Origin of the sequence: Flavobacterium flavipigmentatum (assembly GCF_020911905.1) — a bacterium.
Taxonomy (GTDB): Bacteria; Bacteroidota; Bacteroidia; order Flavobacteriales; family Flavobacteriaceae; genus Flavobacterium; species Flavobacterium flavipigmentatum.
Map to the genome: position 1 here is coordinate 3829612 of NZ_CP087133.1, position 18668 is coordinate 3848279.

The following is an 18668-nucleotide window of genomic DNA, read 5'->3' on the forward strand; positions in this document are numbered from 1 at the left end:
ATACAAACTGCTTTAAACTTTAAACCAACGACACAAAACAATCAATAATACGTTACACGAAAACGTTTTCATTCAGAAATACTACATCTTTTTAGAATAATAATAAAATTTTATTTAAAAAAATTGTGTTTTTACTAACTAATTGTTTAAAGTTGCAAAATATTTTTCAGCAACAACAATTAACAATAACCTATTCCTTATTATAAAGTGAGTGAAATTCAGAAAGTAAAGTTTGATATTAAACTGCAAAATCATATTTGGTTCTGGGGCATTTATTTTACTCTTAATTTTTTGAGATGGGGCGCTTACTTTAACGACTACACCTATTCTTTCCAATCAAATCTGATCGAATTTTCACTACATATTCCGCTCGTGTATTTTAACCTTTTTGTTCTGGTTCCCCGACTTGTATTAAAACAAAAATACATACCCTACACCATTGCTTTATTGTTGAGTTTGTTCGGAGTATATTTGATAAAAACCGCGCTTACCTATTATGTCATTTCAGAAAATATTTGGCCTGAAGCCAATCGCGAATACCATCCTTTTGATATCAATCATATCCTGGCAGTTTGTATTGGTGAATTGTACGTTCTTGCAATGGCATCCTCGGTATATCTTACCTTGACATGGTTGCGTGAGAGAGAACGAAACAGATCGTTGCGCGAGAATCAATTCAAAATCAAACTAAAATATCTTGAAAATCAGATTCAGCCTCATTTTTTCTTCAATACTTTAAATAATTTATATGCGTTGTCTTTAGAATCATCCAATAAAGTTCCAGACGTTATTCTAAAATTATCACGGCTAATGGAATATGTTTTGTACGACATAAAATCGACTAAATTTGTTCCGTTGGTGAAAGAAATAGAGTATATTCAGAATTATATCGAAATCGAAAAGCTTCGTTTTGAGTATGTTGAAGTTGCAGTAAATCTCGAATCTAATATCGAAGATGTTAAAGTTCCGCCTTTAATTTTTATCTCACTGGTAGAAAATGCCTTTAAACACGGTGGTTTTAATAATCAGGATTTGAAAATAAAAATTAACTGCAAAGTTATTAATAACAAAATCCTCGACTTTGAAATCATCAATAACTTTGTAATTTCGCAAAAAAAGAATCAAAAAGGAGGTATCGGATTACACAATACCAAAAAGAGGTTAAAGTTAATTTACAAAAACAATTTTAGCTTAGAGCACAAAACAAAGTTTAAGTACTATATAATCCGTTTGCAAATACCCATTTATAATGAAGATTAAATGTCTGTTGGTTGATGATGAGCCTTTGGCGATCAAAGTGATACAAAATTACCTTGCTAATTTTGTAGATTTTGAGGTTGTGGGCACATTTTATAACCCGTTAGAAGCTCTGGATTTTATAAACACAACACCTGTAGATGTTGTGTTTCTTGACATCAATATGCCAATGATGACGGGTTTTGAATTAATCAGTTTAATCGAAAGTAAAACCAAAGTAGTTATCACGACTGCTTTTAGAGAATTTGCCGCAGAAAGCTATGATTTGGATGTTTTGGATTACTTAGTAAAGCCTATTCCGCTGCCCAGATTTATAAAATGCATCCATAAAATTACCACAGAATACAATTTAAAAAATAATATCAAAGTTGAAACCAGCAAAGGAGATTCGCATATTTTTATTAAGGTGGATAAAAAAATGATGAAAATCAATATGGAGGAAATCTTGTTTGTCGAAGGAATGAAGGAATACATAAAGGTGGTCACGCCCGATAAAACGTACATCACCCACAAATCATTAACCTCATTATCAGAAGAATTGCCTGGTGATCGTTTTATCCGCATTCATAAATCGTATGTTATTGCATTAGATAAAGTAAAATCTATAGAAGGCAATCGCATCCAGATTTTATCTTACACCATTCCGATTGGCCGAAATTACAGTAAAGAAGTCAAAAACAAGATATTAGAATAACTGCAACATTTTCTGCATTTTAAAACCCTAATAACTAACACATTGTTGAATAATATGTGCTGTTGGTTTAAATTTAACATTATTTGTGTTGTTTTATTTTTTTTTGATAATTGTAACAAATATATTTACGGTCTTCAAAAAACATTAAATTAAAAATTAACCTTAACACATTATGAGTTCAGAAAATGTACAGACCAAATGGGGACAATTTATCTCGTTGATAATCGTCTTCTTCTTTTGGGGTTTTGTTGGGTCTGCCAATGATATCCTAATTCCAGTTTTCAAAAAAGTATTTACTTTATCGCAAGTACAATCACAACTAGTGGCTTGGGCATTTTATGCAGCTTACTTTGTAGGATCAATAATTTTCTTTTTAATATCTCTTAAAATAGATGTTTTACAAAAATTTGGATACAAAAAAACACTATCTGCTGGATTACTTCTTTCTGCTGTGGGTTCGTTTTTGTTTGTTCCAGCAGCTACAATGGAAAGTTTTCCGTTCTTTTTAACCGCTTTATTTACAGTAGGTTTAGGATTTTCTATCCAGCAAATCGTTGCCAACCCTTTGGCTATTAAAATGGGAAGTGCCTCAACAGGAGCTCACCGTCTTACCTTGGCTGGTGGTGTTAACTCTTTTGGAACCACCATCGGAGCTATTTTACTAGGAATTGCTTTATTTGGAATGGGAGACAACAAAAATACTTCTCTTTCATTAGAAGATATCAAATTGCCTTTTATCATTCTTGGACTTGCCTTTATTCTGGTAGCCATTTTTATGTATTTGTCTAAAATTGAAGATCCTGTAAAAGAAGAAGTAGTTGTACAAGTAGCGCACGAAAAATTTAATATTTCAGACTATCCTCAACTATACTTAGGAATGTTAGCTATTTTTATCTACGTAGGAACAGAGGTAACCATCATCAGTAATTTACCCGCTTTACTTCACACTGCCGAATTTGGTAATGTTCTGGAAGATGCAATTGCTCCATTTATTGCTCTATATTGGGGAAGTTTAATGATCGGACGCTGGAATGGTGGTGTAAACGTTTTTAACACATCCAACTTAGTCAATACAGCATTAAAATTTATTGTTCCAGCTTTGGCATTTGGAGTAATTATTGGTGCTAACATTTTTGCTGCACATGATGTTTCGTCTTTTTATATTTACCCAATCTGGATCTTATTGTTTATTGCTATAAGTTTTGTTGGAGGTAAAAATGCCGGTAAAACTTTAATGCTTTTCGGAATATCAGGTTTGATCATGATGTTGGCAGGATTAGTTTGTCCGAGTCCGGAAATTGCTAAATTCTTCTTTATCTCAGGAGGTCTGTTCTTGTCGATCATGTGGCCCTCTATCTTTGATTTGGCGATCGCTGGTTTAGGCAAAAACACTGGAAAAGCGTCTTCATTCTTAATCATGATGATTTTAGGAGGTGGAGTTATTCCGTTAATTCAGGGAAGCATCTGTGATATTGATCTTACAAGTCCAGAAGGTATATTTGGCATTACCTGGACACATTTCTCTTATGTTGTGCCACTTTTAGGTTTTGCTTATTTAGGTTTCTACGGATTTTACTGCCCTAAAATATTAAAAAAACAAGGCATTAGTTATATCCAAAGCGAAGGCGGTGGTCACTAATATTGCTTTTAATCCATAAAAAAATTCCATCTGCAAACGTAGATGGAATTTTTTTTTATGTGAAATGTTTTATGTAAAAAGTGAGATGTTTTGCTAAGTTACTAATGGTCTGAGGTGTTTACTTAATTCTTTTTACTAGAAAATTAATTCTACCTACAAGTCACTTTTCACTAAGTACTAAGAACTAATCACTAAGTACTAACCACTACTTATTTCCTTTCTCAAAATCAGCAACAAACTGCGCCAATCCAATATCAGTCAATGGGTGTTTCAACAATCCGTAAATAGCAGAAAGAGGACCTGTCATTACATCAGCACCAATTTTTGCACAGTTTACAATGTGCATCGTGTGACGCACAGAAGCTGCCAAAATTTGAGTCTCATATCCGTAATTATCATAAATTTCTCTAATCTCCTGAATCAGGTTCAAACCATCAGTAGAAACATCATCCAAACGACCAATAAAAGGAGACACATACGTTGCTCCCGCTTTAGCAGCCAACAAAGCCTGCCCAGCAGAGAATACAAGCGTTACGTTGGTTTTGATCCCTTTATCAGAAAAATATTTTGCAGCCATAACACCCTCTTTGGTCATTGGCAATTTTACAACGATTTGCTCGTGCAATTCTGCCAATTCCTCACCTTCCTTAATCATTCCGTCATAATCCAGCGCATTTACCTCAGCACTTACATCGCCTTCAACAAGATTGCAAATGTCTACATAATGCTTCAAAATATTGTTTTTTCCAGTAATACCTTCCTTCGCCATCAACGACGGATTGGTCGTTACACCATCTAAAACACCTAAAGCTTGTGCTTCTTTAATCTGAGCTAAATTAGCTGTGTCAATAAAAAACTTCATATTATATCTATTTAATTGTGTTCGTATTTTGGGCGTGACCACAAGGGTCGGGCTTTTTGTTGCAATCTTTTATTTTTTAAAGAAAAAAACAAAAGGATTTCCACTCCAATCCCTCACGCAAATTCCGTTGCAAAATTACAACTTATAATTATTTAAGAGAATTGTTTTTGTTCAATTCTTTTAGCTCATCCCTAATTTCTTCGAGAACATTAAGAGTATCTTCTCTATAAAGTTCTGCATTATTTATCCGGTCACTTATCGATTTGAGTAGTCTTCGAATAATGATCCAAACCGCAACAAAAAACAAAATACCAATCGCTACAGGTATAAACTCGTTAATATTTTCCATGATTTTATAATTTATAATGGTTCATTAACATCTTTTCATACACTTTGTCGGGAAGCGCACGTTTCAAAACAATTGAAAACTTTTGCATAAAAGCGCCCACTTTATAATGTATTTTAGGCGATTTTTGCTGTATAATTTGGTACACGGCTTCGGCCATTTCGTTAGGATTGCTTCCTGCGTCAACATGCTCGTTCATTGCAGCGAGCGTATCACCATACACTTTTTCGTAAGCCGAACCCTTGATAACTGGTGCATGAAAACGCCCCGAAGCAATATTGGTCGCAAAATCTCCTGGTGCGATGTTGGTAATTTCAATACCAAATTGCTTTACTTCCATACGCAATGCTTCGGTAACCAACTCCAAAGCCCCTTTTGATGCCGAATATATACTTCTGTACGGCAAACCCATATATGCAGCAATTGATGTAATATTAATAATCAAACCCGATTTTTGCTCCCTCATTTGAGGCAAAACGGCTTTCATTACTTCAATCGGTCCAAAAAAATTGGTTTCAAAATTGTTTTTGATTTCCTCCATCGGAATCTCTTCCAAAGGTCCTGTGATTCCCACACCAGCATTATTGATCACCACATCCAGTCGTCCAGAAGTTTTGATAATATTGGCCACCGCAGCCTGAATAGATTCGGCATTTCGAACATCTAACGCCACAAGCGGAAAAATAGAATTTAATACTTTCTCAGGATTTCTGCTCGTTCCGTACACAACGAAACCTTTTTTATGCAAAAATTCTCCAATAGACTTTCCAATTCCTGAGGATCCTCCGGTAATTAAAACAACTTTATTCATTGCTTGGTTAGATGTTAAATGTTATATGTGATAAGCTCAATATGATTGTCTGTAAGCAGATTTGATACCATAGGTAAAAACTTCTCACTTACGACAAGCCCAAAAATAAAAAAATCCTCCATAAGGAAGACTCGTTTTGTAATAATTCTGATAAAAGAATTTCGATAAAATAAAAAATGGCAAGCGACCTACATCGCACCGCTCAACCACGTACCCTTGCTATGTTCCCATCCTGGGGGAGTCTGCAGGAGCTGGTCGTGTAGGACTTGCCGGTGCAAATATACAATCTTTTTATATTTTTGCAAGAGCTTTGTTGCTATAAAAATATCGTCGTATATTGGCTTATTCAAATTTTAAACTATGAAAAATTATAACTTCCTAGCTTTCATTTTATTAGGAATCACATTAATTGGATGTGGGGACACAAAAAAAGGTGAAAATTCTCTATTTACTATCGATGATTCGGCTTTTCCTGCTCATTTTTTATCGTCAGAAGCAGTTTCAATTGATATTTTAAACCCAAAATCGAAAGAAATTGACAGTATTGCTTACACCATAAACGATAAAAGAGTAGGAAGTACAAAAGGTACTGAGAAATTCAAATTCGAATTAAAAGATCAAAAATTAGGCTATCAATACCTCAAAGCAACTGTTTATTTTGGAGCAGATTCCTCTATTGCCACCAAAAGAATCGAGTTGGTTTCAAATGTGACTCCAAAATTATTAAAATACAAAGTAATCAATACTTATCCTCATGACATTGCATCATTCAACGAAGGTTTAGAATTCTACAACGATACTTTGTATGAAAGCACAGGTCAAAAAGGAAGTTCTTACATAAGAAAATACGATTACAAAACAGGCAAAGTCTTCAAACAAGTTGATCTTGACCAACAATATTTTGGCGAAGGCATTACGATTGTAAACGGTAAACTGTACCAATTGACATGGCAAGAGAACAAAGGTTTTATTTATGATGCAAAAACCTTAAAATTGGAAAAAACTTTTAATTATGATAAAAAGATAGAAGGTTGGGGAATGACCAATGACGGAAAGTTTATTTATCGCTCTGACGGAACTGAAAAAATCTGGAAAATGGATCCAAACACTCAGAAGTTGATCGATTATATCAATGTTTATTCAGGAGAATCAAAAATAAAAGCCATTAATGAATTAGAATTAATTAACGGTAAATTTTATGTAAATGTGTGGCAAAAAGACGCTATCGCAGTAGTAAACCCAACATCAGGAGCAGTTGAGGGCATTCTCGACATGTCTGGCTTACGCAAATTAATGACCGGCGTTACTAAAGACGATGTTCTAAACGGAATTGCTTACAACCCAAAAACAAAAACAATTTTTGTAACGGGTAAAAACTGGAATAAAATGTTCGAAATCACCGTTTCAGAATAAACAATATGATTACTTTAATAACCAATATAAAAGAACTGCTACAAGTTCGTGAAAATGCTATTAGTAAAGTTTCAGGAGCCGAAATGGCGGTGCTTCCTTCTTTAAAAAATGCTTATTTAATTTTAAAAGACAATATTATCGAAGATTTTGGTTTAATGGAAAATCTTCCTAAAATCAAAGCCGATAAAGTTATTGATGCCACAGGAAGAATTGTTTTGCCTTCTTGGTGCGACAGCCATACACACATTGTTTATGCAGGCAATCGGGAGCAGGAATTTGTAGACCGAATCAACGGATTTACGTACGAGGAAATCGCCAATCGTGGTGGCGGAATTTTAAATTCGGCTAAAAAACTCAACGAAACTTCTGAAGAAGAACTTTATGAGCAATCCAAACTCAGATTGGAAGAAGTCATACATTTAGGAACTGGTGCGGTCGAAATAAAATCGGGCTACGGTCTTACAGTTGAAGGCGAATTGAAAATGCTGCGCGTGATTAAAAAACTAGCGCAAAATTATCCTATTGCAATAAAAGCTACTTTTTTGGGTGCACACGCTTTTCCGTTGCATTACAAAGAAAACAAAGCAGGTTATATCGACGAAATCATCAATACAATGTTGCCAGAAATAGCACAACACCAACTAGCCGATTATGTTGATGTTTTCTGCGAAACGGGCTATTTTTCTGTAGAAGAAACAGAGGAAATTATGGCTGCCGGCATTCGATTCGGCTTAAAGCCAAAAATCCATGTCAATCAATTCAATTCTATTGGCGGAATTCAGGCTGGAGTTCGATTTAAAGCCCTTTCTGTCGATCACCTAGAAATTATGAATCCAGAGGATATCGAAGCTTTAAAAAACTCCGAAACGATGCCTGTTGCCTTGCCATCGTGTTCTTATTTTTTAAGTATTCCCTACACACCTGCGCGAGAAATGATACAAGCGGGATTGCCTCTGGCATTAGCCACAGATTTTAATCCAGGCTCTACTCCTTCCGGAAATATGAATTTTGTAGTAGCAACGGCTTGCATCAAAATGAAGATGACTCCAGAAGAAGCTATAAATGCTGCCACCCTAAACGGTGCTTATGCAATGGGACTTTCTGAGACTCACGGGAGCATTACAAAAGGCAAAAAAGCCAATTTGATCCTTACAAAATCTATTTCGTCTTATTATCAAATTCCGTATGCTTTTGGCAGTAATCTTATCGAAAGTGTTTTTATAGAAGGTAAAATTATAGTATAAAAAAGAGGAGCCGTAAAGCTCCTCTTTTTTATAATAAAATGTTTTTTTAGACTTATTTTAAAGTAAAACTTGTTTTAGAAACTAATTCGTCATTATCAAATACATTGATAAAATAAGTTCCTTTTTCAAAATCTTTACCAATTAAATCTTCAGAAACATTTACTGTCTTATTTTCGTACTGAACAGTTGTTTTAAAACTGTAAGTTAATGATTGCTCACCAAAATTTTCTGTTTTCTTATCTCCTAAAACATTGTTTTTGCTATCAATCACTTGTACATAATATGTTTTATCACCAGATTTTGCGATTTGATTTTCAGCAATCGTAAAACTTACTTTTAAAACGTCTGCACGGCTTGCTTTATCAGTCTCGATTTGTTTACCAGAACTTTTTACTTTGTAAGCAATTGTTTTAGTATTCAAAACAGATAATTTTGCTCCTTTTTCAACAGTTTTAGCTAACTCTTCATTTTGACCAACCAAAACTTCGTTGTATTTTTTAGATTCTCCTAAAACCACAATAGTACTATCTCTCTGAACAGTTAATACTCCGTTTTGTTTTTTCAATTCGTCGTTTTCTGCCACCAAAGTTTTCATTTTAGTTTGCATTGCCTGCACTTGGTTTTTGTATTTAGAAACATCACCTTTAGATTTATTCAAATCATCCATTAGCGCTACTACTTTATCTCTTTCCTGAATTAATTCATCAGACATAGAAGTGTTTTCTGCAATAGCTGCATCATAAGTAGATTTTAATTCTTGCAAATCTTTCATAACAGATTCTTTCTCTGTTAGGGTTGTAGTAAGTTCTGTCTTAACTACGTCTGTGTCAGAAGACAATTTAAAAATATACACTAAGCTACCAATAAGTAGGACTGCTAAAACAGCGATAACTGCCTTTAGACTTGAGTTGTTGTTCTTTGGGTTTTCCATATTTAAATAATTTTCTTTAAAACAAATTTAAGAATTAATATAAGGTTATAACGTAAGTTAGTGCAATTATATTATTTTTGAGCAATATTTTTTTTCATGGAGAAATTAATTCCTTTTACTGTTAACGACTTAGCCAGGGTAACCAATCACCGAAGCGGCGAAATAAAATTCGGAGAAAAGATGATTGTCATTCCAAAAGGAGCAGACATCATTCAATTTCTGAAAGAGACCGATGCTAAATATGTCCTTTTGGGCATCCCTGAAGATATTGGCATACGTGCTAATTTCGGGCGCCCTGGTGCGGCGTCTGCTTGGGACAGTGCGATCAGAGGAATTGCAAATATTCAGCACAATCGTTTTTGCAAAGGCAGCCAAATCATTGTTTTAGGTCAGATTAATGTAAGTCAGGAAATGCGTGACGTCGAAAACTTAGATTTTAACGATATTGATGACCGCTCAAAACTCAGTCAGTTGGTCGAAAAAATAGACAAAGAAGTTTCGCATATTATTTTTAACATTGTCAAAGCAGGAAAAACTCCGATCATTATAGGCGGTGGCCACAATAATGCGTACGGAAACATAAAAGGTTCGGCTTTGGCCAAAGGAAAACCGATCAATGCTATCAATTTTGATGCACATTCAGATTTTAGAATTCTGGAAGGACGTCATAGCGGCAATGGTTTTTCTTATGCTTATGAAGAAGGTTTTCTGAAAAAATATTTCATTTTTGGTTTACATGAAAATTACACCTCAAAAAGTGTCCTCGATATTATAAAAAAAATAGAAGATCGTGTGCGTTACAACACCTATGACAGTGTTAACATCCGTAAAGAAAAAGATTTTAGCAGAGAAATGTTTTATGCTTTAGAATTTATCAAAACAGATGCTTTTGGAATCGAAATTGACTTAGACGCCATTCCTAACATTGCAAGTAGCGCAATGACTATCAGCGGTTTTTCGATCGAAGAATTACGTCAGTTTATTTCGTTTTTTGCCCAACATAAAAATGCGACCTATTTGCATATTTGCGAAGGTGCTCCCGATCTGGATGATTCACAGAACAAACATTTAATTGGCAAATTAATTGGCTATTTAGTAACCGACTTTATAAAAGCAAACAACGAAAAAGAGTAATTTACGTAAAGATAATCAACTGAAAACAAACGCTTTTACCAAATAAAGCAATATTCGGCTCAACGATTACGCGAATAAACCTATCTTTGCAAAGAATTTTAGTACTTAAAGCTAAATTCTTAATACCTAAGATATGTTATTCGAAGATTTATCACTTTCAAAAAGTATACAAAAAGCCGTATTTGAAGAAGGCTACCTAAATCCCACTCCAATTCAAGAACAATCTATCCCCATCGTTTTGGCCGGAAGAGATTTGATTGGCTGTGCTCAAACCGGTACTGGAAAAACAGCAGCTTTTGCAATCCCCATCATACATCAGTTACACCGCATTGTAGGTTCATCAAAAAAAGCAAAAGTCATTAGAGCTTTAGTAGTCACCCCTACCAGAGAACTAGCGGTACAAATTGGGCAAAGTTTTGATACTTACGCCAAATATACCAATCTTACTCAGCTGACTATTTTTGGAGGCGTTTCTCAAAATCCTCAGGTTGATACTCTAAAAAAAGGTGTTGATATTTTGGTCGCAACACCAGGAAGATTACTAGATTTACAAAAACAAGGTTTTCTTGATTTGGATAATTTGCACGTTTTAGTATTAGACGAAGCCGATCAAATGCTGGACATGGGTTTTATAAACGATGTCAAAAAAATTGTAAAATTAACGCCAAAAAATCGTCAGACCCTTTTGTTTTCAGCTACTATGCCGATTGCAATTCGCGAACTAGCCGAAATGTTTTTGCAGGATCCTGCAAAAGTAGAAGTTTCGCCAGTTTCGTCAACGGCAGAAAATGTAGAGCAACGTGTCTATTTTGTTGAAAAAACAGAAAAAAGAAATTTACTTTATCATTTAATAAAAAATGAAGATTTGTCAAATGTGTTGGTTTTTTCGAGAACCAAACATGGCGCTGATAATGTGGTAAAAGCACTTCGCAAAAAAGATATTCCAGCTGAAGCCATTCACGGTGATAAGTCACAAAATGCAAGACAACGAGTTTTGGATGCTTTCAAGAACAAAGAAGTGGGTGTTTTAGTCGCTACCGATATTGCTGCGAGAGGAATTGATATTGACCAATTGCCTTTTGTAATCAACTTTGATTTGCCTAACATTCCGGAAACTTACGTACACCGAATTGGTAGAACAGGACGTGCAGGAAATGGCGGAATTGCTATTTCGTTTTGTAGCAAAGACGAGCATCCGTACTGGAAAGACATTCAGAAACTGATTAAAGTAGATGTAAAAACCATCAGCGATCATCCTTACCAATGGCATGCCGGAAGTCCGGAAGCCACGGTTGAACAGCCTAAAAACTCTAACCGAAGCGGTGGTGCACACAAGTCAAGAAAATCAAATGCTTCTAAACAAAACAAAAAACGTTGGTATTAATAACCAACGTTTTTTGTTTCTACAATTAGGTAATTTATAATTTTAAATAGTTTTACAGGTTCAAATGGTTTGATAATAATTTCATTTATTCCTGATGCAACTGCTTCATCATTTATTTCATCTTTATCAAAAGCAGTAAGTGCTACGATTGGCGTTTTGATGTTTTTGAGACGAATTCTTTTTGTCGTTTCAAATCCATTCATCAAAGGCATATTAATATCCATTAAAATGATATCAAAATCTTCTATTTCTAAGATTTCTAATGCGGCAAAACCGTCATCTACAACTTTGCAGCTGTAATTATTATTTTCGATGATCCGTTTGGTCACAATTTGATTGATGCGATTGTCCTCGACCACCAAAACTTTATATTCCTGATTAGATGTCAAATCAACTTGTATTTCGTTAATTAATTTTTTTGTTTTCTCCAGATTATATTCAAAAGCAATCGTAAAAGTAAACATTGTTCCCTTACCAATATCACTTTCTATTTCGATAGAACTTCCAAAAAGTCCCAATAGTCTCTTTACAATGGTCAAGCCTAATCCTGTGCCTTGATAATCTTCCTCTTTTCTGCCAACTTGCACAAATTTTTCAAAAATTTTACTTTGATCTTCTATGGCAATACCAATTCCGTTGTCTTTGATAGTAAATTTAATAAAATAATAAATCCCTTCTACTTTAATAAGATTTGCAGTAATAATGACTTCGCCGTTTTTAGTAAATTTTAAGGCATTACTAACCAAATTGATCATAATCTGGGCCAATCTTAATTTATCACCAATGAGGTATTCCGGAATATTAGGATCGATATTTACAGCAATAGTATTATTATTTTTTTGAGATAAAAAAGACAGTGAATTTTTAATCATACTGATTTCATCCAAAATATTAAAAGTCAGATTCTCGAGAACGACTTTATTTTCTTCAATTTTATTAATTTGGAGAATATCATTGACTAAGGACAATAAATAACGCGCCGAAAACTTTAGGGAACTCAGATGCGGACTGCGAGCGAGTTCTTTGTGTTCCTCAAGAAGCATGTTGGTAATCCCGACCACGCCATACAAAGGCGTACGCAGTTCGTGACTTATTGTCGAAATAAATTGTGTTTTTAAAAGTGATGCTTCTTCCGCAATTTCTTTAGCCTTCAAGAGCTCAATATTGGTCTTTTTCTTAAAACTGATATTTTTAAATAAAGTAAAAATCAGAATTAAAAAAACAAACGAAATCAACACAAATAAAAAGACTATAATTCTCGATTTTCTAAGACTTTGATATTGTGAATCTTTTTCGCTCTCAATTTTATCAATTTGTCTTTTATATTCGTCTAATTCGAGATTAAAACCAGCAATAGAAGCCTTTTTTAATTTTTCGACATTGTATAATTCATCGGTAATTGCATTGTATTTTTGAAGATTATAATACGCCTCTTTGTATTTTTTAATATCAGAAAGAAACTTTGAATATTCTAAATGTGCAAAAGACAAATCTGATTTTTCGGTACTTTTTTTACCTAATTGAATCGCTTTTAAGAAGTAAGCATTTGCTTTTTCAATCTCTTTTGTATGTCGACAATACATTCCGTTGAGCATATTTAAGATAACTTCTGTAGAATCGTCACCAAATTTTATATGATTTTTGTTTAAAAAGTCTAAATATCGCTTTCCCTGAGAAAAACTTGCAATATCAAAAAAAGCCCACGTAATATTTACAGTAGTAAAATAAACCTGACTGGAATCCTTAATTTTGAGACAATATCGTATGGATTTTTTGTAATAATCTATCCCTTCGCTGTAGCTCTTTTTCTCAAAGCAATACATATTTCCGAGATTATTGTAAATCTTATTTTTGATGGTATCATTATCTGTTTTGCTGGCGTATATTAATGCTTTTTTATAAAAAAAAATGGCTTTATCAAACTCAACCAATTCGTTATAATTGGCAGCAATAACTTTATAAGAACGCGCTATTAAATAATCATTTTTTATATAGGTAGAAGTATTTAATGCGACTCTGGAAGTAATCAATGATTGCTCAAAATTGGCTTCTTTAAATTCATTTTCAGCCTTTTTTAAAATCCTTAAAACATTCGCATCCGTTTGAGCCAGTACAAAATTGTCACAGCAGCTCATAAATAGTAGGAAAAACAAAACAATCCGTATTGGGGGCATAATTCGGCTATTTTTGATCAAATATACGTTTAAAAATAAAAAAAGTCGCATTTTATTTACAAAACGCAACTTTCTCTATTTTATTTATTATTTACTTTTTTAAGTACGAAATTATAAAGTCTTATTCTTCAGAAGAAATTTGAAGCTCTTTGTTCTCTTCCCATTTTCCTACCACAGAAGTTGCCAAAGCGTTTCCTAAAACGTTCGTAGCGCTTCTAAACATATCGCAAAAATGGTCAATTGGCAAGATCAAAGCAATCCCTTCAATCGGAATATCAAACATACCACAAGTAGCGGCTACAACCACCAAACTTGCTCTAGGCACGCCTGCAATTCCTTTACTGGTCAACATGAGTACCAGAAGCATTACCATTTGAGTGCCTAAATCTAAGTGTACTCCGTAAAATTGTGCAATAAAAATACTGGCAAAAGTCATGTACATCATACTTCCGTCCAGATTGAAAGAATACCCTAGTGGGAGCATAAACGACACAATTTTGTCTTTTACACCAAACTCTTCTAATTCTTCTGTTAATTTAGGAAAAACGGCTTCACTGCTGGTTGTTCCAAAAGCAATTGCCACAGGCCCCATAATGCGTCTTAATAATTCTGTCATTCTTCCCTTTAGAAAAATATAACCAATTAAAATCAAAATAAACCATAAAGTACCTATTCCGATTAAAAAAGATCCGAAAAATTTAAAATAAGTAATTAACAGCTCTGAAGCATTTCTGGTTGCAAAAACGCCTGCAATGGCACCAAAAACACCAATTGGAGCAAAATTCATTACATAATTTACCATTTTTAAGATAATATGTGATGTTTTATCCAAAGCATTTATTACAGGTTTTACAGTATTTCCTAACGAAGCAGCTGCTAGTCCGAAAAAGATAGAAAACACAACAATTTGTAGAATTTCATTGGTTGCCATTGCTTCAAAAATACTTTTAGGAACAATATGCTCTACAAAATTATTAAAAGACAATGTTTGTGTTTTTCCAGTCACCTCAGATGCTGCAGCCATATCTACGTGTTCTAATTTCAGACCTACTCCTGGTTCTAAAATATTTACATAAAACAACCCAATTAAAAGTGATACAAATGAAGCAGTAAAAAACCATCCAAGTGCCTTTCCTCCTACTCTTCCTACCGTTTTCACATCTCCTAATTTGGCAATTCCGACTATTAAAGTGGTAAATACTAAAGGCGAAATAATCATTTGTACCAATCGGATAAAAATAGTCGCCAGCATTTTTATTTTATTGCTAAATGATAGTGCCGCTTCAGACGAAATCGAATTGTGCAATATAATTCCTAAAGTCGCTCCAAGAATCATGGCAATTATAATTTGCCCTGTTAATCCTGAAAGAAATGATTTTTTTTTGGTTTCTGTAACTTGCATTAATTTGTTTGTTTTAAATTAAAATAATAAGACCCTCACTGTCTTAACATTTATTAATAAGTCTTGTTGATCAAATAAAAATCAGCCAAAACTATCGCTGCCATGGCTTCTACAATAGGCACTGCGCGAGGCACTACACATGGATCATGACGACCTTTGCCTGTCATTGGTGTAATATTTCCTTTATTATCTAATGAGTCTTGCGTTTGCATAATCGTCGCAACTGGCTTAAATGCAACTCTAAAATAAATATCCATTCCGTTGCTGATTCCTCCCTGAATTCCTCCCGAAAGATTCGTCTTTGTTGTTCCGTCGGGATTGTACAAATCATTGTGTTCGCTTCCTTTCATTTCAGAACCAGAAAAACCGCTTCCGTATTCAAAGCCTTTTACCGCATTGATAGAAAGCATTGCTTTACCGAGCTCTGCATGTAGTTTATCAAAAACTGGTTCGCCTAAACCAACAGGCACATTCTGAATCACACAAGACACCACACCACCAACGGTGTCGCCTTGCTTGCGGATATCACGAATATATTCTTCCATGATTGCCGCAGATTTTTCGTCAGGACAACGCACAGGATTACTTTCTATTTTAGAAAAATCCAAATCCTGATACGGTGTTTCGAGGTGAATTGGCCCCACAGACGAAACATACGCATTTATTTTAATCTCCGGTAACATTTGCTTAGCAATGGCACCCGCTACAACTCTGCTGGCGGTCTCACGGGCAGAACTTCTTCCGCCACCGCGATAATCACGAAAACCATATTTTTGGTCGTATACATAATCGGCATGACTTGGTCGGTAATTGTCTTTTATATGCGAGTAATCGTCTGATTTTTGATTGGTATTCGGAATAATAAATCCGATAGGCGTTCCGGTGGTTTTTCCTTCAAAAAGACCTGATAAAAACTGAACAGCATCTGGCTCTTTTCGTTGTGTAACAATTGCAGACTGTCCGGGTTTTCTGCGTGACATTTCAAACTCAATTGCTTCCAAATCAAGTTGTATTCCTGATGGGCAACCGTCTATGATACCGCCTAAAGCTTCACCATGAGATTCTCCAAATGTGGTTATTTTAAAGAGTGTGCCGTAGCTATTTCCTGCCATTTTAATAGTTTTGAACAAATATATGTTTTATGAATTAAATTAAAAAATTAAAAACACTGATAATGAACTTAAACTCCAACAGAATAACATCACATTTTATTAAAATTAAAACCCATTTGATAACCTTTTGATAAAATGAAAGTAGTTAAGTTTATGTTAATTTGCTAAACTTCAAATCAATAAAAATTGAAAAAAAGAAATGTCGAATTGGTCATTATTTCGGATGTACATTTAGGAACATACGGTAGCCATGCCAAAGAGTTAAATAATTACTTATCAACGATTAAGCCCAAAACATTAGTTTTAAACGGAGATATTATTGACGCTTGGCAATTTCGAAAATCTTACTTCCCAAAATCACATTTAAAAGTCATTCAAAGAATAATCGGAATGGCTTCTAAAGGAACCAAAGTATATTATATTACAGGAAATCACGATGAAATTCTTCGGAAATTTAGTGATATGAACATGGGAAATTTTGCTTTGGTAGACAAATTAGTCTTAGAATTAGACGATAAAAAAGCGTGGATTTTTCACGGAGATGTTTTTGATGCTTCCGTACAACATTCAAAATGGATTGCAAAATTAGGTGGTTTAGGATATGATTATCTAATTTTGATCAATAGATTAGTTAACTGGTGTTTATCAAAATTAGGAAGAGAACCTTATTCATTTTCTAAAAAAATAAAAGCAAGTGTAAAGAAAGCTGTCAAATTTATTTCAGATTTTGAAACCACAGCAACCGATTTGGCTATCGAAAAAGAATACGATTATGTAATTTGCGGACACATTCACGAACCAAAAATCATTCAAAAAGAAAACAAACATGGCTCTACTTTATATCTGAATTCCGGAGACTGGGTCGAAAATCTTACCGCTTTAGAATATCACAAAAAACGCTGGAAGCTCTTCTCCTATGCCGATTTGAACTTCACAGAAGAAGAAAATCTTTTTGAAATGGAAGATACTTTAACCTCAAATTTAATTACTTCGATTATAAAAAGTAAGTAACTCAATAAAGGTATAGGTCTTTTTATTCTTTTGGATACTTTATCCGTTACATTCTATTTTTTTTCACTAGTGTGAATTGTATAACAATTTTCGGAAATTTTATACGTTACAATTTAACACTAATTGTAATTTTGAATTAAAATTAAATCAACTTATGAAAAAAATCATTTTATCTGCCTTTATGCTATTAGGTTTGGCATTTTCGGCACAATCACAAGACATTGCTAAAAACGCTTTAGGTTTACGTTTAGGTAGTAATGACGGTTTTGGCGCAGAAATATCATACCAAAGAGGTTTGTCTCAAAAAAACAGACTGGAGTTTGATTTAGGATGGAGAAACAGTAGAAATATTGATGCTGTAAAAGCGGTAGGATTGTACCAATGGGTTTGGAACATTGACCAAGGTTTTAACTGGTATGCTGGTGTTGGTGCTGGTATCGCAGCTTGGGATGACAAACATGAATATGGTCCGGTATACAACGACGACCTTAATGGAGTTTATGTATTTGCAGCAGGAGATATTGGTATAGAATATGGTTTCAAAAATGTGCCAATTTTACTTTCAATAGATGCAAGGCCAGAAATTGGTTCAGGATATTACAACGATGACAACTTTGGTTTTGATGTAGGTTTGGGAGTAAAATTCAAATTCTAAATAAAAGTAAAAAATAATTGTAAAAAAATTACCGTCGTTTAATAGCGACGGTTTTTTTGTTCAAATTTTTTTCTGTAAGGTCACAACTCGAGCTAAAGCTGGTATTTTAAACTCCTAGAATAAAGACTTACTATTAAGCAAGGTTATAAGTTATTATCTCAACAAAAAATCACTTAATTATAATTTCTTTTTTCGAATGAATTTTAACAACCGTATAAGGATATGTGATCACTTGCATGAGCATCGCATCTTTGGCAGGAGCGTTTTCTTTTACTGTAATAATGATATTTTTATCCGTTTCTTCTACTTTATCAACTCCTATCGAATATCCTCCTGTGCTTTTCTCGCCCATGTTCAAGATCACATAATTAGAAGTACTGATATCGTCATGTTTCATTTTATCTTTCAAAAGAGGATCATTCTGAAGCATCATAATTTCATTAGGCTCGCTCAAAATTTCAAAAAACTTAATATTTCCACCACCATCAGTCTGTTCAGTCAAGACTTCGTATAAAATTTTCGAGCCCGAATCAGATGTTTTTTTAGCACCGCAAGAAAACAAAACAAAAACCGTTAAAACTACAATTACTTTTTTCATT

The 18668-nt window shown here is 34.1% G+C and carries 17 protein-coding genes and 1 other RNA gene; 9 read left to right on the top strand and 9 right to left on the bottom strand.

Annotation, left to right across the window (positions count from 1 at the left end):
• Nucleotides 1–207 precede the first annotated feature (207 nt).
• From LNP22_RS16280 to LNP22_RS16290, 3 genes are all read left to right on the top strand, one after another.
• Nucleotides 208–1260 (top strand): sensor histidine kinase, encoded by a 1053-nt coding sequence (locus tag LNP22_RS16280; protein ID WP_229974404.1) that lies wholly within the window; start codon nucleotides 208–210, stop codon nucleotides 1258–1260.
• The gene (locus LNP22_RS16285) at nucleotides 1250–1951 is read left to right on the top strand and encodes a LytR/AlgR family response regulator transcription factor (protein WP_229974405.1); all 702 of its coding nucleotides are present in this window, start codon (nucleotides 1250–1252) and stop codon (nucleotides 1949–1951) included. Before LNP22_RS16280 ends, LNP22_RS16285 begins: the two co-directional genes overlap by 11 nt.
• Before the next feature lie 172 nt (nucleotides 1952–2123).
• Nucleotides 2124–3590 carry an MFS transporter gene (locus LNP22_RS16290; RefSeq protein WP_229974406.1) on the top strand — a complete coding sequence of 489 codons (1467 nt, stop codon included), beginning with the start codon at nucleotides 2124–2126 and terminating at the stop codon, nucleotides 3588–3590.
• Nucleotides 3591–3795: 205 nt separating this feature from the next.
• Here the strand turns inward: LNP22_RS16290 and fsa are convergent, their stop codons facing one another.
• The 4 genes from fsa to ffs all read right to left on the bottom strand — a co-directional run bounded on the left by fsa (nucleotide 3796) and on the right by ffs (nucleotide 5881).
• Nucleotides 3796–4452: a fructose-6-phosphate aldolase gene (gene fsa, locus LNP22_RS16295; RefSeq protein WP_095383453.1), complete on the bottom strand. Its 657-nt coding sequence runs from the start codon at nucleotides 4450–4452 to the stop codon at nucleotides 3796–3798.
• A 148-nt stretch (nucleotides 4453–4600) separates the two neighbouring features.
• Nucleotides 4601–4801, bottom strand: a complete 201-nt coding sequence (locus tag LNP22_RS16300; RefSeq protein ID WP_229974407.1) for a hypothetical protein — start codon at nucleotides 4799–4801, stop codon at nucleotides 4601–4603.
• A gap of 4 nt (nucleotides 4802–4805) precedes the next feature.
• Nucleotides 4806–5609: an SDR family oxidoreductase gene (locus LNP22_RS16305; protein WP_229974408.1), complete on the bottom strand. Its 804-nt coding sequence runs from the start codon at nucleotides 5607–5609 to the stop codon at nucleotides 4806–4808.
• Nucleotides 5610–5783: 174 nt separating this feature from the next.
• An RNA gene (gene ffs, locus LNP22_RS16310) (signal recognition particle sRNA small type) lies at nucleotides 5784–5881 on the bottom strand.
• An 88-nt stretch (nucleotides 5882–5969) separates the two neighbouring features.
• Between ffs and LNP22_RS16315 the strand changes: the two genes are divergently transcribed.
• Both LNP22_RS16315 and hutI read left to right on the top strand, forming a co-directional pair.
• On the top strand, nucleotides 5970–7022 hold the full coding sequence (locus LNP22_RS16315) for a glutaminyl-peptide cyclotransferase (RefSeq protein ID WP_229974409.1): 1053 nt from the start codon (nucleotides 5970–5972) through the stop codon (nucleotides 7020–7022).
• A 5-nt stretch (nucleotides 7023–7027) separates the two neighbouring features.
• Nucleotides 7028–8266, top strand: coding sequence for an imidazolonepropionase (gene hutI, locus LNP22_RS16320; RefSeq protein ID WP_229974410.1), 1239 nt, complete (start codon nucleotides 7028–7030; stop codon nucleotides 8264–8266).
• Nucleotides 8267–8318: 52 nt separating this feature from the next.
• Here the strand turns inward: hutI and LNP22_RS16325 are convergent, their stop codons facing one another.
• On the bottom strand, nucleotides 8319–9197 hold the full coding sequence (locus LNP22_RS16325) for a hypothetical protein (RefSeq protein WP_229974411.1): 879 nt from the start codon (nucleotides 9195–9197) through the stop codon (nucleotides 8319–8321).
• A gap of 96 nt (nucleotides 9198–9293) precedes the next feature.
• On the opposite strand from LNP22_RS16325, the gene LNP22_RS16330 reads away from it, so the two are divergent.
• Nucleotides 9294–10331 carry a formimidoylglutamase gene (locus tag LNP22_RS16330; protein ID WP_229974412.1) on the top strand — a complete coding sequence of 346 codons (1038 nt, stop codon included), beginning with the start codon at nucleotides 9294–9296 and terminating at the stop codon, nucleotides 10329–10331.
• A 133-nt stretch (nucleotides 10332–10464) separates the two neighbouring features.
• Nucleotides 10465–11715: a DEAD/DEAH box helicase gene (locus LNP22_RS16335; protein WP_210664894.1), complete on the top strand. Its 1251-nt coding sequence runs from the start codon at nucleotides 10465–10467 to the stop codon at nucleotides 11713–11715.
• On the opposite strand, the gene LNP22_RS16340 is transcribed toward LNP22_RS16335, so the two are convergent.
• From LNP22_RS16340 to aroC, 3 genes are all read right to left on the bottom strand, one after another.
• On the bottom strand, nucleotides 11712–13889 hold the full coding sequence (locus tag LNP22_RS16340) for a response regulator (RefSeq protein WP_229974413.1): 2178 nt from the start codon (nucleotides 13887–13889) through the stop codon (nucleotides 11712–11714). The two genes, LNP22_RS16335 and LNP22_RS16340, sit on opposite strands and share 4 nt — an antisense overlap.
• Before the next feature lie 121 nt (nucleotides 13890–14010).
• A complete protein-coding gene (locus tag LNP22_RS16345) occupies nucleotides 14011–15291 on the bottom strand; it encodes a dicarboxylate/amino acid:cation symporter (protein WP_210664896.1) in 1281 nt (426 codons plus the stop codon).
• A gap of 53 nt (nucleotides 15292–15344) precedes the next feature.
• Entirely contained in the window at nucleotides 15345–16403 is a 1059-nt protein-coding gene (gene aroC / locus LNP22_RS16350; RefSeq protein ID WP_229974414.1) for a chorismate synthase, read from the bottom strand.
• A 186-nt stretch (nucleotides 16404–16589) separates the two neighbouring features.
• Here aroC and LNP22_RS16355 point away from each other — a divergent pair, with 186 nt between their 5' ends.
• Both LNP22_RS16355 and LNP22_RS16360 read left to right on the top strand, forming a co-directional pair.
• Nucleotides 16590–17414 carry a UDP-2,3-diacylglucosamine diphosphatase gene (locus LNP22_RS16355; protein WP_229974415.1) on the top strand — a complete coding sequence of 275 codons (825 nt, stop codon included), beginning with the start codon at nucleotides 16590–16592 and terminating at the stop codon, nucleotides 17412–17414.
• A 154-nt stretch (nucleotides 17415–17568) separates the two neighbouring features.
• Nucleotides 17569–18069 carry a hypothetical protein gene (locus LNP22_RS16360; RefSeq protein WP_229974416.1) on the top strand — a complete coding sequence of 167 codons (501 nt, stop codon included), beginning with the start codon at nucleotides 17569–17571 and terminating at the stop codon, nucleotides 18067–18069.
• Between the two features lie 169 nt (nucleotides 18070–18238).
• Here LNP22_RS16360 and LNP22_RS16365 read toward each other — a convergent pair whose 3' ends face one another.
• A complete protein-coding gene (locus LNP22_RS16365) occupies nucleotides 18239–18667 on the bottom strand; it encodes a protease complex subunit PrcB family protein (RefSeq protein ID WP_210664900.1) in 429 nt (142 codons plus the stop codon).
• Nucleotide 18668: the final 1 nt, after the last annotated feature.